Annotated in this window: 14 protein-coding genes; 6 read left to right on the forward strand and 8 right to left on the reverse strand. The window is 36.8% G+C overall.

What is annotated here, in order from left to right:
* Positions 1-222: 222 nt before the first annotated feature.
* Positions 223-1,986, reverse strand: a complete 1,764-nt coding sequence (locus EPJ89_RS01920) for an ABC transporter ATP-binding protein (protein ID WP_123171082.1) — start codon at positions 1,984-1,986, stop codon at positions 223-225.
* Positions 1,973-3,715, reverse strand: coding sequence for an ABC transporter ATP-binding protein (locus tag EPJ89_RS01925; RefSeq protein WP_123171081.1), 1,743 nt, complete (start codon positions 3,713-3,715; stop codon positions 1,973-1,975). The genes EPJ89_RS01920 and EPJ89_RS01925 overlap by 14 nt, the downstream gene beginning before the upstream one ends.
* Positions 3,716-3,796: 81 nt before the next feature.
* Here EPJ89_RS01925 and EPJ89_RS01930 point away from each other — a divergent pair, with 81 nt between their 5' ends.
* Complete coding sequence (locus EPJ89_RS01930; RefSeq protein ID WP_200548870.1) at positions 3,797-4,624, forward strand: MerR family transcriptional regulator; 828 nt, start codon at positions 3,797-3,799, stop codon at positions 4,622-4,624.
* A gap of 298 nt (positions 4,625-4,922) precedes the next feature.
* Here EPJ89_RS01930 and EPJ89_RS01935 read toward each other — a convergent pair whose 3' ends face one another.
* Genes EPJ89_RS01935 through EPJ89_RS01945 form a run of 3 tightly spaced genes read right to left on the reverse strand, consistent with a single transcriptional unit; the run spans position 4,923 to position 8,345 of the window.
* Entirely contained in the window at positions 4,923-5,423 is a 501-nt protein-coding gene (locus EPJ89_RS01935) for a GNAT family N-acetyltransferase (protein WP_003774723.1), read from the reverse strand.
* Between the two features lie 15 nt (positions 5,424-5,438).
* On the reverse strand, positions 5,439-6,986 hold the full coding sequence (locus tag EPJ89_RS01940; protein ID WP_123171079.1) for a YfcC family protein: 1,548 nt from the start codon (positions 6,984-6,986) through the stop codon (positions 5,439-5,441).
* A 27-nt stretch (positions 6,987-7,013) separates the two neighbouring features.
* Positions 7,014-8,345 (reverse strand): Sapep family Mn(2+)-dependent dipeptidase, encoded by a 1,332-nt coding sequence (locus EPJ89_RS01945; RefSeq protein WP_200548871.1) that lies wholly within the window; start codon positions 8,343-8,345, stop codon positions 7,014-7,016.
* A gap of 169 nt (positions 8,346-8,514) precedes the next feature.
* On the opposite strand from EPJ89_RS01945, the gene EPJ89_RS01950 reads away from it, so the two are divergent.
* Both EPJ89_RS01950 and EPJ89_RS01955 read left to right on the forward strand, forming a co-directional pair.
* The gene (locus EPJ89_RS01950; RefSeq protein ID WP_003774716.1) at positions 8,515-8,928 is read left to right on the forward strand and encodes an NUDIX hydrolase; all 414 of its coding nucleotides are present in this window, start codon (positions 8,515-8,517) and stop codon (positions 8,926-8,928) included.
* A 62-nt stretch (positions 8,929-8,990) separates the two neighbouring features.
* On the forward strand, positions 8,991-9,152 hold the full coding sequence (locus EPJ89_RS01955; protein WP_200548872.1) for an amino acid permease: 162 nt from the start codon (positions 8,991-8,993) through the stop codon (positions 9,150-9,152).
* Positions 9,153-9,184: 32 nt separating this feature from the next.
* Here the strand turns inward: EPJ89_RS01955 and EPJ89_RS01960 are convergent, their stop codons facing one another.
* Positions 9,185-9,748, reverse strand: coding sequence for a DNA-3-methyladenine glycosylase I (locus EPJ89_RS01960; RefSeq protein WP_123171076.1), 564 nt, complete (start codon positions 9,746-9,748; stop codon positions 9,185-9,187).
* Positions 9,749-9,972: 224 nt separating this feature from the next.
* Here EPJ89_RS01960 and EPJ89_RS01965 point away from each other — a divergent pair, with 224 nt between their 5' ends.
* Positions 9,973-10,875 carry a LysR family transcriptional regulator gene (locus EPJ89_RS01965; protein WP_123171075.1) on the forward strand — a complete coding sequence of 301 codons (903 nt, stop codon included), beginning with the start codon at positions 9,973-9,975 and terminating at the stop codon, positions 10,873-10,875.
* 583 nt (positions 10,876-11,458) lie between these two features.
* Here EPJ89_RS01965 and mltG read toward each other — a convergent pair.
* Both mltG and EPJ89_RS01975 read right to left on the reverse strand, forming a co-directional pair.
* A complete protein-coding gene (gene mltG / locus EPJ89_RS01970) occupies positions 11,459-12,538 on the reverse strand; it encodes an endolytic transglycosylase MltG (protein WP_200548873.1) in 1,080 nt (359 codons plus the stop codon).
* 30 nt (positions 12,539-12,568) lie between these two features.
* Complete coding sequence (locus EPJ89_RS01975) at positions 12,569-12,790, reverse strand: sulfurtransferase TusA family protein (RefSeq protein WP_003774700.1); 222 nt, start codon at positions 12,788-12,790, stop codon at positions 12,569-12,571.
* Between the two features lie 476 nt (positions 12,791-13,266).
* Between EPJ89_RS01975 and EPJ89_RS01985 the strand changes: the two genes are divergently transcribed.
* Both EPJ89_RS01985 and EPJ89_RS01990 read left to right on the forward strand, forming a co-directional pair.
* Positions 13,267-13,695 carry a YhcH/YjgK/YiaL family protein gene (locus EPJ89_RS01985; RefSeq protein ID WP_200548875.1) on the forward strand — a complete coding sequence of 143 codons (429 nt, stop codon included), beginning with the start codon at positions 13,267-13,269 and terminating at the stop codon, positions 13,693-13,695.
* A 73-nt stretch (positions 13,696-13,768) separates the two neighbouring features.
* On the forward strand, positions 13,769-14,779 hold the full coding sequence (locus EPJ89_RS01990) for an acyltransferase family protein (RefSeq protein WP_123171072.1): 1,011 nt from the start codon (positions 13,769-13,771) through the stop codon (positions 14,777-14,779).
* Positions 14,780-14,817: the final 38 nt, after the last annotated feature.

Here is a 14,817-nt window from a genome sequence, read left to right on the forward strand (position 1 = left end):
TTTCTATGTTTTGACATCTTCCCGGTGTCGGGATGATCAAAAATAAATATACAAAGAATGATAGCGCTATCATTTCTTGACTCCATTATAGGGCGATAACGCAAAGCCGACCAATACAACGTTTTTATGCCTATAAATTTTTTTTATATTGTTGCAAAATATAATTTATAGGCATAAAAAAAGACTGCTGACATCACGGTCAACAGCCTATATATTTATTTCTTATTCTTGGTCATCTGTAAATTGACTGTTATAAAGATCTGCATAAAAGCCACCTTTAGCCATCAAGTCATCATGATTTCCCATTTCAATAATATTCCCATCTTTAACAACAAGAATCTTATCTGCATTTTTAATGGTTGAAAGTCGATGCGCAATCACAAAACTTGTGCGACCTTTCATCAATTCAGCCATCGCTTCTTGAATCATTGCATCAAGTCGTGTATCAACAGAACTGGTTGCCTCATCAAGAATTAAGATTTTCGGATCACTTAACAGTGCTCGAGCAATCGTAATTAATTGTTTTTCTCCATTTGAGATATTTGAGGACTCTTCATTTAAAACCATGTCATAACCATTTGGTAAGGTTGTGATAAAGTGGTGCACATTGGTTCGTTTCGCTGCATCGATGATTTCTTCATCGGTTGCATCCGGTTTACCGTAGGCAATATTTTCTTTAATTTTTCCACTAAAGAGCCATGTGTCCTGAAGGACCATTCCAAACAGTGAACGAAGATCATCACGTTTCATATCACGAATGTCGATTCCATCAATTTTAATCGACCCGTCATTCACATCATAGAAACGCATCAGGAGGTTAATAATCGTTGTTTTCCCAGCGCCTGTTGGTCCTACAATCGCAACCATTTCTCCTGGCTTAATTTCAACGGATAAATCTTGAATAACTGGTTTTTCACCGTATCCAAAATAAACATTTTCAAATGAAACCGATCCCTCATAATTATCAATTTTAATCGGATTTTCGATATCGTAAACATCATCCGGTTCTTCTAAATACTCAAAGACACGGTCCATCGCCGCAATAGACGCTTGGATGGTTGGAGCCATTTGGGTAATTTGTGACAAGGGTTGGTTAACTTGCCAGATATAACGAATAAAAGCTTGTAAAGCCCCTACAGCCATAGCACCTTCGATAATACGAATCGCACCCATGTAAACTGCAAGTGCAATCGCAATATACGTAATCATCGAAACACTTGGTGTCATTAAACCCGAGAAAAAGTTTGCTTTAAATCCATTTTCGCACAATTCTTCATTGGCTTTACGGAAATCTGCCGTCGCATTTTCTTGATAGTTATAAAGTTTAATTTCATTAAAACCCGTAAATTTCTCTTGAACTACCGAGAACATGTTTCCTAAAACTTCTTGTTGTCGGGTAAAGAGTATTTGTGAACGTTTCATAATAAAACGGGCAACAAGAATACTTAATGGAATAATTGCGATCCCGACAAGTGCCATTGTAAAATCAATGGAAATCATAAGGATGACCGCAAAAATAATTCCAAGTACAGCCATCACGACTTGCGCAAAAGACTGTTGGAGTGCACCCGATAACGCTTCAATATCCGTAGACATACGCGCCATTAAATCCCCAGCTGAGTGTTTATCAAAATAACTAACAGGGAGTCGTTCCATTTTCTTCTTAACTTCCATACGCATATCATAAACTGCTGATTGAATAGCATCTGAAATTAAGTATTGAAGAAATAAACGTGATAATGCATTGGTAACATAAATTACAAATAGAATACTAATAATGCGAATAATCACATCAAACTGAATGTGAGCACCTGCTACATTTAAACTGATATCTTTCACATCACTTGCAAGCTGAGTCGTCACAAACCCTTCAATCATCGGCGCAGCAGCCGTTAAGATTGCCGCCACAAGAAGACATAAGACAGCTCCTGTAAGTTTGAGTTTATAAGGCTTTAGAAAACGCCAGAGTTTTTTATAACTTTTCATACTTTGCCATCTCCTTTTCACTGAATTGAGACTCTGCAATTTGAATGTAAATTGGACAATTCTTGATTAATTCTAAATGAGTCCCTTGTCCAACAATTTTTCCTTCATTCAACACGATAATGCGATCTGCATCCACAATCGAACTAATTCGTTGTGCGACAACCAACATAATTGCATCTTTTGTTTCTTCTTTTAAATTCTTACGAATTAACGCATCCGTTTTATAATCAAGCGCTGAGAAACTATCATCAAAGATATAAATCTCAGGTTTACGTACAAGCGCACGTGCAATGCTTAAGCGTTGTTTTTGTCCACCAGATACGTTTGATCCACCTTCGCTAATCCATTCATTATATTTATCCGGTTTTTGTTCAATGAAGTCCTTAGCAGATGCAAGTTCTGCACTCTCTTCAACTTCATGATCATCTGCAGATTCTTTCCCATAACGAATATTTTGAGAAATACTACCACTAAAGAGAAGTGATTTTTGTGGAATAAACCCTACCTTATAACGTAAGGAATATAAATCCCATTCACGAACATCAACACCATTCACCAAGACACGACCCTTAGTCACATCATAAAAACGAACAATAAGATTAATCAGCGTGGATTTCCCTGAACCCGTAGAACCAATAAAAGCTATAGTTTCACCTTTTTTAGCACTAAAGTTTAGATTTTCTAAAACATTTGCTTCTCCATCTGGATATGCGAAATCAACATGATCAAAGATAATTGACGTTTCTTCAGATCCTTCATGAACTCCGTTTTCAGGATTCTTAATAATTGGTTCTTTATTCAAGATTTCATCAATACGGCGTGCACTTACAGCAGCACGAGGATACATGATAAACACAACTGAGAATAAGAGTAATGAGAATAAAGCATGGAATTGATATTCTAAAAAGGCAACAATTGAACCCACTTCTAGCGTTCCTGCTTCAACCATTCCAGATGCTGTCCACATAATGGTTAGTACTGATAATTCTAGGATAAAGAAGAACAGTGGTTCTGCCCGTGACATAACACGGAATAGTTTTTTAGATACATCCGCATAATCTTTATTAATTTTTTGGAAACGTGCTGTTTCGTGTTTATCCTTACGGAATGCACGAATAACACGGACACCGGTTATATTCTCACGGGTTACACGATTCAGTGTATCCATAAGTTTTTGTTGTTTTCGACTTAAGGGTCCGGATAGCTTCCCAACAATGCCTACTACTATAAGGATAAAAGGAACACTTCCCGCCATCACAAGTGCAAGACGTTGATTGGTACGATAAATCATTACCGAACTGAATAAAATCATAAAGGGAGCATGTAGCCCCATACGTAATAACATTTGAACAAATAATTGTAATTGGTATACATCATTAGAAACACGTGTAATTAAAGATGATACCCCGATTTCATTATACTCAGAGTGTGAAAATTCTTGAGATTTTTCAAACATATCGTTACGAATATCGCGAGTGATACGTGTAGCAATACGACTCGACGTATAGTTAAGTAAGATTGTCCCCAAACCTCCAAGAATGGCAACTCCAAGGAGCAAGAAACCTTGGCTCTTAATTAAGTCCATATTCTGTGTTCCTACACCCTCATTAATCATGGTTCCCATGATTGTTGGTATTCCCAACTCAACAAGCGCAAAGGCCAGAATTGCGACAATATTTAAAAGAAACAACATTTTATATTTCTTCAAATATCTAATAATTAATCTCATAGTTTTACCTCCTGTACATTTTTTTGCAACTGAACTATAATAAGGTATAAGGTAACCTTATAGTCAAGGAGAAAACGCATAATGAGCATAAAAAAGGATAAACTTTCTACCGGGCAATTCGCAAAAATATGCCATGTACCGAAACATGTTTTATTTTACTACGATGAAATCGATTTATTTAAACCGGAATTCACCGATCAAAATGGCTACCGATACTATGCCTATCATCAGTATTATGCTTTTATTGTCATCACATTCCTTAAAGATTTAGGAATGCCACTCACAGATATCAAAGAATATCTGGACGTTCGTTCCCCCGAGAACCTTACTCATATTCTATCACAAAGAAATCAAAAAATAGATGAACAGATCCAGAGATTAAAACTAAGTCAAAGTTTCATAAAACATACACTGGATTTAATGGATTTAGCCGCACATTCAAGCGCTAATGCATGCGAAGTCAAAGTACTTGAACCGGAATCACTTATTATAAGTAGACAGACGGTGAGTTCAGATCCGCACAGTTTTCTTAAGGCATACGTTAATTTTTGTATTGATAATGGCATCACCTTTACGAATTACGTAGGGTCTATTACGTCTAAACAAGCAATTCTTGAAAAACGATATCGCGAATTGGATTACTTGTATGCAATTTCACTCGGAGATTTGGATCATGTAGAACTCTATGAAAAGCCTGGTGGAACCTATCTTACCTACTATCATCATGGATCGTATGATACCTTATCCGTTGGGTATGATGCGATGATCACATATGCTGATAAACATCACTTTAACCTCGATGAGGCTTTCTTTGAGAAACTCCTAATAAATGAGATTACGGTTAAAACTGAAGAAGAGTTTATTATTGAACTTTCCGTTCGTATTCTCGAAGATGACAGTGTAGAGTAAGAAGTAAAAGGGGGGGATTTCAATGCATCACGAATCTATATTTGATCTCTACCGAGATTATAAGCTTCACGTCGCTTTATGTTTCATAATCTTTATAATTACCTTGATCGTACATTTTGTTTTACCATTTGGAATTTACTACGATTTTATAAGCAAGACGATTTTTGCTTCCTGGTCCATTCCACCATTATTCTTCTTATGTTTTATATCACTATTACTTTTAAACATTCGAGTTTATCTTACATTCTCGAAAAACAATCGGAGTCACTAAAAAAGACGCTATTCCTAGCGTCTTTTCTTATTTCAACTCTGATTTTAATAAACCATAGCAAAGCACATCGTGATACTTACCATTTCGATAAAGCATTTCACGCATTCTTCCTTCTTCAACAAAGCCCATTTTCTCATAGAGTGCAATGGCACGTTTATTGAAGTCAAACACATGAAGATAAAGGCGGTTGAGATTAAGCCCTTCAAAGCCCCACTCAATGAGTTGAGCCATAATAAGTTTCCCATAGCCTTTCCCCCAATAATCTTTGTCTCCAATCACAATCGCAAGTTCCGCATGACGGTTACGTTGATCAAGATTCATAAATGCGCAGGTTCCAATCGGTTTGTCCCCATCACAGATTACATAAGTCATCCCATCAACCATAATTTGACTCCATGTTTCAACTTCTTCAAATGACATCGGTCTTAGAAATTGAGACTGGTCAAAAATTGCGACCTCCGGATCATTACGCCATGTGTAATAAGCCGGAATATGTTCTGCTGTAAACTTTTTAAAATTTAGGTTCATTGTATTTTCCTCGTTCTATTTTACAAATCCAACTGCGGATGCAACGGATATGATTACCGCCGCAACAATTAATAAGACTGATAAAATGCGAAGTGTGAATTTAAGATATTTATCATAAGGAACATTCACAAATTCTAGAGTTCCCATCAGCGTTGCACTTGGGTAAATGGCCGCCATAAAGTTAATTCCGGCCACAAAGGCACTGATTAAGATTATTTGACCACCCGATTCCCCAATAGCACTTGCCGCAAAGACTGCAGAAGCTACGGCTCCAAGGATTGGCATTGAAATCCCAGCAACACCACTTGTGGATTGAAGGAATACACCAATAAGAACATATGATGCAATCGCAAATAAACCAAACACCCATGTTGGTACTGCACTTAATGCTCCTGAAATCCAATAGATAAAGGTGATTGACATCCCTTCACTTGAACTTCCCATAATAATTGCAATCCCACGTGCAATCGCAAGTACAACCACAACACCAAATAAATCTTTCATTCCATCGATAAATACATCTAAGAATTCTGTCTCAGACATTTTATTAATAAATTTAAGTAAGAATGCACCCAATACAAAGAGGAATGCAAACTCATTAAAGCCCCATGTTCCAAGTCTTGAAACATGACCTGCTCCCAGAATCGATCCCAATACGGGAACTTTCGCAAGAGCTGTAAATGGACTATTCACTGCATTCGCAACACCAACACCCGCAATTTCTTCCCAAGGGAAGTATCCAAGAATGATGACAACTACGATTAATATTAGAACCAACGCTGACCACTTACGCTGTGTCGTGAACTCAGGTAGCGATTCATTTTTATCCACAAGTGTATTCACACCTTCACAATCAGCTAATACTGATTTTTCTGGATTCTTTTTAACTCGTGATGCATAACGAATCATCAACATCGTCCCAACAACATAAAGGGATAAAAAGATAATTGAACGTAATACAATTCCTGATCCAATTGTAAGATCTGGATTTCCAATTGCGGCAACAGCAGCACCAGTTGAAAATGGATTCACAAGACTGGACATATTACCAATTGTTGCCCCAATAAAGAGAACACCCAAACCGGTCATTACATCATATCCTGCAAGAACAAACATTGGCACAATAACTACTGAGAACGCTGTAATCTCTTCCCAGAAACCAAATGATGTTCCTAATACGGCAAAGATAAACATCATCACCGCAATTAAGACATTCCCTTCAAAACGCTCTAGAATACGACCAATACCCGCATCCAAAGCACCCACATGATTTAATACATTTAAGAAACCACCGGCACATAAGATCCCAACAGCAACATCACTTGCTGCTTGAAATCCTTGAATAGGAGCCATTAAGACATCCCAAAATCCAAACGGTCTTAGACCCACTCCACGGATAATCTCACCGTGTTCACCAAATGCTGCGTTAAATACAATACTTCCTGCTTCTTTATCAAAAACGGATTGAGGTACAACATAACTCAATATCGCTGTGATAACTAAGGCAAAGAACACGATTGTATAAGACGTAGGCATTTTAAAACGTTTTTTTGTTTCACTCATACTTTATTTTCCCCTACTAACTTCTATTTATTGAATCACAAGATTTAAGAATGCTTGCGCATAAACTGCCATCGCAACTTTCATATCTTTGATACTGATGCATTCGTTTGGTTGATGTTCTGTCTTCAAGCCACCCGGTAAAATCGCACCGAAAGCGACGACATTATCCATAGCACGTGCATAGGTTGCACCACCACTTGTCTTCGGCTCGGATTCCATATCGCCGGTAATGCTTTGGTATGCACCCATAAGACTTTGAATAAACACAGAATCTTTTTCCACATAAATGGATTTTAGATAGTCAAACAATTCCACGACAACAGAATGCGCGTGTGCTGCTTTCTTAAGATTTGTTTCGACTTCTTCTTTTGGATACGTAACAGGGAAACGAATATCAATTCCAATTTCTTGGATGTTTTCTTTAAAACTTACTTTCCCAACATTAAGCATTAATTTACCCGATACATCATCATAAACATCACCAAAGATGAGTTTACCATTTGGATCTAAGCATTTTTCCACAATAAAATCGATCATTTCACTGCGTTTTCCCGCAGTATATAATGCATGAGCTAAATGCGTAATTGCATTTTCACCTTGATCGGCAACTTGGGCATGCATCGCTTTACCTGTAACAGTAATTACATCATCCTTAATTTCATAAGGATAACCCAATTCATCCAAGGCTTTCACTACTTCTGGATCAAATGACGTTGATGCCTCAGCAGGTACTGCATTCAAGGCACCCCCACCATTAAATTGAATGTCGGTAATTTGATGTGTTGTTAGTGTAAACTCAATCAAACCTTTTTCCGCATAAATCAATGGGAATGATGAATCCGGTGTAAATCCTTGTGATGGAAGTTCTTCCTTCGCAACATAAGCATTCATACAACGCCACAAGGATTCTTCATCCGTACCAAAAATAAAGCGTACACGTTGGTTTAAAGACTTCCCTTCATCCAACAACATTTTTAATGCATACATAGCGGCTAAAGTTGGTCCCTTATCATCAGAAGTCCCACGTCCAAACAACATGCCGTCTTTCTCAACCAATTCAAAAGGATTCGTATTCCATGATGCAAGATTTCCGGCAGGTACAACGTCCATGTGTCCCAACACACCAAACATTTCCTCGCCTTCACCAATTTCCGCATAACCGTAATAGCCTTCTGGGTCGATAAATGTATTAAAGCCCATTTCCTTCGCAATCGCTAACACTTCTTCAAGTGCTTTTTGAATTTCTTGGCCAAATGGTTTTTGACCTTCTTCGTCAAGAACACTTGCAATTGATACAAGGCGTTCCAAATCACGTTTATAATCTTCAAAAACTGATTCTACTTTTGTATTTAAGTCCATAGATCCTCCTCATTCATTTCAAGTAAGCTTGAAACGTTCTCTTATTATTATACCAAAGAGTGCATGGATAAAGTACCCCTCTCACCGTTTACCCTTGCCCGAACTCGTGATATTCACTCACAAACAATTTAAGATGCGGTATACTTGAAGTAATAACAAGGAAATCCTGATGATACAAAATGAACCCCGTGTTGGCGTAGGTGCCATGATTATGCAAGAAGGTGAAGTCCTGCTTGTTTTACGAAAAAAAAATCCAGAGAAAGATCACTGGAGTTTACCTGGTGGAAAAGTTGAACTCTATGAAACCTTGGAAGATGCGGTAAAACGCGAAATTAAAGAAGAATTAAATCTAGAGATCCAATTGGATCAGCTTTTGTGTGCGACTAATCATATTTTGATTGAAGAAGCCGTGCACTATGTTGCACCAACATATCTTGCGCACATTACCGATGGCAATCCATGTTTAATGGAACCCGACGCATTGGGTGGTATGGGTTGGTTTCCCCTTGATGAATTACCACAGAATCTAACCGTAACGACCGTGAATGCCTTGGACGCATATCTTAAATTTACTAAAAAATGATCGAGTGGATAACGATTTCATAAACCTATGCTTTATAATATATCTATTATGGGAGGGGAACGATGTTAGAAGTACTATTTGAAGTTGTTATCGGATGTATTGCGATTTTCTACGTCGATGCGAAAGAATGGAGCGATACAAAAAAGCAAGTGGTAGCGATGCTTATCTACTGGATTTTAATTGCCTTTATGATTGCTTCCTTAATTTTCTTTTTTGGATCCTAAAAAGACCCACGATTACGTGGATCTTTTTTTCATTATTCATGTGTTTTAAGAAAACAATCTTCTAAATGATCATCTACCATGCCCACAGCTTGCATGAGAGCATAAATTGTCGTTGGACCGACAAACTTAAATCCCAGTTTCTTTAAATCTTTACTGATTTGAATTGATAGTGGTGTGGATGCAGGAACTTCTGACATATCATTGTAATGGTTGATAATTGGTTTGTAATCAACATAATGCCATAAAAACTTTGCGAGACTGTCATGAATTTCTGTTAGTTTATAGTATGCATGCGCATTGGATATTACTGCCTGAATTTTAAGACGGTGACGGATAATATTCGGATTTAAAACAAGACGTTCTACATCCTCTTCAGTAAAACGGATAAGTCGTGCCGGTTCGAAATTCGCAAAGGCTTCGCGCATCCCCTCACGTTTCGCAATAATCGTGGTCCAACTTAAACCACTTTGCATCCCTTCTAAAATCAACATTTCAAATAAATAGCGATCATCTTCAGACTTACGACCCCATTCTGTATCGTGATACATCATTTCTAAGGGATTACGATTCGCCCACTCACAACGTTGTTTTTCCATAAAGACTCCTTTTTCTTTTATTATACCGAAGTTAGCTCAAAAGTGTGTTTATTTGATATTAAGATCGAGAATATTTGTTAGAAAACAACACATTTCACAAGGTTTATATCTTTTCTGATAAAACACTTAAAAATCTGTTTGTGCCATAACAATTACTTATTGGTTGATAAACCAAATCAAGAGCCTTGTGATATAATTATCTAAATTACACAAGGAGAATCCTCATGAATATTAGTTTTTATCGGGCATTTGTAGATGTCGCAAAATATAAAAGCATCACACGTGCTGCGGAGCTTGCGAATATCTCTCAACCCGCATTGAGTCAACAAATCAAAGCAATGGAAACCCACCTTGACTGTACGCTTTTTGAACGGACCCACAAAGGGGTGGCGCTCACGGATGAAGGCGAAGTCGTTTTAAAATATGCAACACGATTGATTTCATGTCACGATAAAATGATCAAAGAAGTCGAAAACCTTAAACATGATAAAAATCATCGCATCAATATCATGGCAACACCAATTGTATATGCTTATGCCCTTCCTTGCACCATCCACAGCATTAAAGAAAATTTTGAATCCTATGATTTAGAAATGAAAGCCGCGTCCAGTATTGAAATTGAGAATCAAATTGTAGAAGGAAAGGCAGACATCGGTTTTATCATTGGAACGCCCCTTGATGAATCCCTTTATTGTCGTCCTTTAATTCAAGATCCATACTACCTGGTCGCAAGTACGGATTTAGATGTTCCAGATACCTTAACGGTCGAAGAACTTTATGAGTATCAAGTATTGATGTTGAAGAAGTCCCAGAAGTGCCGTCAGTTACTCAGCCAACAACTTGAGAAATGTCATGTTGATGAGTCAAGATTACGCATCCCTTATGAATTGGATACAACTGAATCCATTAAAACATCAACCGTGCGTGGATTTGGCCTGGCATTCTTGCCTTACATGTCTATTAAAAAAGAAGTTTATAATAAACAACTTAAAATTATTAAACTTGAAGGATTTGAGTTTATGTCAGAGTACCATCTCATCCGTAAAAATATTACAGACGAAAATATGGAAGAACACTTAGAAATTATGCGTTATATTGAAGATCAAGTAGATGCGACAAAATGTTAAAAAAAGCAGATGAATTCTGCTTTTTCTTTTTTTAAAACGTTTACCATGATTAATCCACTTCAATTCAAGATACTTTTGGATTATAGAGGGAATGTTTTTCTCGAATATTAATTTGATCTTTCAAGAACAGGATAATTCAAGATGTGCCTTTTTATGAAGTCCGATTAACTCGGTTCAGTTCATAATGAAAGCGTCTCCTTTTTTTTCTTAGGTGCTCTAATTGACCTAACGAAGAGTGTATTCGGGATTTGCGATTCCTTCCTCCAAATGTAACCGAGGGGGATTAAATATGAAGAAAATAATTTCAATAATTAAAACGTTATTAGTTTTGTACACTGCATTAATATTTATGTCAATATATCCAATGCTAATTACGGTCGGTCGTGAATCTTTTGATTTGACGAAATGGTTGGATGCAGATCAATATTTTGTTAGACCAATCTATATATCATTAATCCTTGTGTTACTTACATATGTGATTTCTGCTGTGTTGATGGTACTCGACAAAAAAATCAAAAATCGATTGCCTAATTCCATAAATACCACTTTCTTTCTTTTCTTAAGATGGGGTATTGAATTTAGGTTAACGATATGGATCAACATACGTTTCTACATTATACTCATGTTCAGACAAGGTTTCCGCAAAATAAACATCATGATGTTTCATATCACCGACAAAATAATAATACTGGTGTCTTTCCGGTTCCATTGCAGCTAAGAGTGCATTTTGAGATGGGTTCATAACTGGACCAATAGGAAGTCCTAAATGTTGATATGTATTAAATTTAGAATCGATATCCGTATTGGCTTCACATTGTTGCCAGGTTTCATATTCGTACAATGCATAACAGACGGTAACACTGGATTGCAAGTGCATTTCCGATTGGAGTCGATTATAAAATACACCGGAGACCCGTTTCATATCATCAAAATTTTCGGTTTCAAAATTAATAATTGAAGCCAGTGTATAGATTTCATGGATCTTGAGTTTTTGAGTCTCAAATAAAGCTTTATGTTCTTGGTAAAACGCAAGGGTTTGGTCTAAAAGTCTTCGCGTAACCGCATCCACGGTTGTTTGAGTAAAGAAACGATAGGTTTCAGGGGTAAGATACCCTTCTAAACCAACATTTAACGAGGGGTTTAATACAGCTTCAGTTAAAAACGGATAATCGTTGCTTAGGGATTTTAAGTACACTGGATCACTCCAAGCCGACAAAATATCATCTGCTTTGAGGTTGGTAATGTTCCCAATTTTAAACGCAAAATCTTTAGCCCAATCATTGGGGAGAAATGTGATATCAACTTCGCGTCCAACTTTGTTTTCTGGATTGGTTAATTGGCTTGCAAGTTCCTCATAGGTTGATGAACGATCTAAAAAATAATTTCCTGGCTTAATGTTTTGCGTTGTGGATCGTTGGATTGTTTTATTGAAAAACTTTTTTGAACGGACTATCCCTTGCCCTTCAAGACGCTCAGCAATGGTATCCAGGGTATCATCAGATGTAACCAGAAACACAATCACATCCGATTCAGACGTCGCTGGCTTTCGTAACGTATCGTGACTCATTTTAATACGTGCCCCACCTCTAACAAATACAATAAAAAGCAGCATCATCAATGCTGCGAGATAAACATAACGTTGTTTCTTCTCTAAATCTTTCATAGAACCCCTCAAGATTTTGATTGCGCTTCGTTATTGTTTTGCGGTAATCGTAATTTCCCACACACCAGGTATTACCTCATCAGGGCTGTAACGAAACCCTTGCGCATCACAATAAACACCAACGGCAGATAAAGTACAATGATGATCTGTAATCAATAAAACAGACTCTCCAGAACATAAGGCATCATATTCTTTTTGGAGTAAAAGCATTGGGTAAGGACAAATTTCACCCAGACAATCAATCCGTTTCATCACATCATCTCCTTTTTTGTTTATAGTACAAACAGTTCTCCAACTTGTCAACGTAAAACTCATAATTAGACAAATATACAGGTTGATTCACTCAAATAATGCGAAAAAAGCACTGCGTTGTCCGACACAGTGCTTTTTGGATGATTCAATCAATTGCAAAGAATGGATAAACTCTGCATTGGGAATGATTGAATAGAGGTTGAACATAAAGAACATCAATACACGACATAAATCAACCGCCGATTTATATGCAAGGGGATGTGCTTGATGGTAACGTTTTATGCTCACTATTATTATTTGAGAAGGTGTTTTTAATCTATTATGTTGAATTAAACTTCCTTCCCTATCAATATTTTACTTAAATACTGTAGATATAGAAGTAATATGTCATGAAATACATAGTTTATGGTACTAATGCACAAAAATAAAAAGCTCGGTCTAAATTTTGTGTATGATGGCATTAAGGAGGATTGAATATGATCTATGACGATATAAGTAATGCCCATTTATACTTTGGAATAAGCACAAAGTTGGATGAAGTATTGGTGGATATTCAAACTGCACTTTCTGAACCCTCATCGACCTTAATTAAAAATTTCATAAATTTTAAAACGGGTCTTGAAGCTGAGAAGTCTTATGAATTACACCGGGTTTATTATGATGTCCATGTCGTATTAGAAGGTACTGAATCTTTTAAAATGACACACAAAGATCAACTTATTTATCAAACAGACTATGATGAAGAACATGATATATTATTTGGCGATAGCATCGAGCATTGCTTAGATGGTTATATAAAACCGGGTATGTTTGTTGTTTTCTTTGAACATGAAGCGCATAAAGTGGGATATGATCCTGTGGGGAATACCTCAATCTCTAAAATAGTCTATAAAGTTCACGTTTAACTGCTTCGGCAGTTTTTCTATTTCATAGACTTGAGGTATGAATCTTGTTATTATAGAGGAAATTGGAGGCTTTATGACTACACTTAAACAACGATACCTTTGGATCGACAATTTCAAGGGAATACTTATAATGCTGGTCGTATTCGGACATGGATTCGAATTTTTACGTCATGATTTTCAAAGTCTTCAGTTCATTTATAATTTAATTTATATGATTCATATGCCTGCTTTTGTCTTCATTGCTGGGTATCTTTCTAAGAATATTGAAAAAGGACGTAATGATGCATTTCGCAACTTCTTTATCCCATTCTTTATTTTTAATACACTTTGGGCTTTGTTGAAGATGCTGCCACTTGGAATGCAAACTTCAGATACACTTCCAATTTTTAGTTTTCTAACACCTGGATGGGCGATGTGGTTTCTTCTTGCTATGTTTATTTGGAAGTTACTTTTACCATCATTGCTTCAAGTCAAAGATATCTTTGCTTTAAGCTTATTTATTGGCGTTATCGGAGGTCTTTTCACAGAGTTTGGGGACTATTTAACCCTGTCTCGTGTTCTTGTCTTCTTGCCCTATTTTCTTGCAGGGTATTTCACCTCACACCAAACAGTTGAGGAGATACAGTCACAACCGAAACGGTATCCATTCCTTGTTATCGCATTACTCATGATTGCAGCCTACCTCTTCACCTGCGTACTCAACTTGCCTGCTGAATTTTTATGGGGAGATCGTTCTTATCATGAACTCTTTTCCACAATGGGGTACCCCATTCTCTTGTCATTAATTCGCTATGGTCTTGGATTTATGGGTATTTATGTTTTATTAAACCTAGTTCCTGACCGTAAGACACCCTTTAAACGTTTTGGGAAAAACTCTTTAAATATCTATATGTTTCATACATATCTTCTTGTCTTAATGGCACCAATAACATTTAATCTTGATAATCTTTACCTAAGACTAGCGCTTGTCTTAAGTTGGTGTGGTGTAATCTTATATACACTCTCAAACAAACGTATTGTATCTTATTACGATCGATTCTTATTCTATATTTATCGTCGTCTCTTTAGACATCAGGACCAATAAAAAAAGAACACCTACGGAAGTAGGTGTTTTATTTAATA

This window comes from Erysipelothrix sp. strain 2 (EsS2-6-Brazil), assembly GCF_016617625.1.
Classification (GTDB): Bacteria; Bacillota_I; Bacilli_A; order Erysipelotrichales; family Erysipelotrichaceae; genus Erysipelothrix; species Erysipelothrix piscisicarius.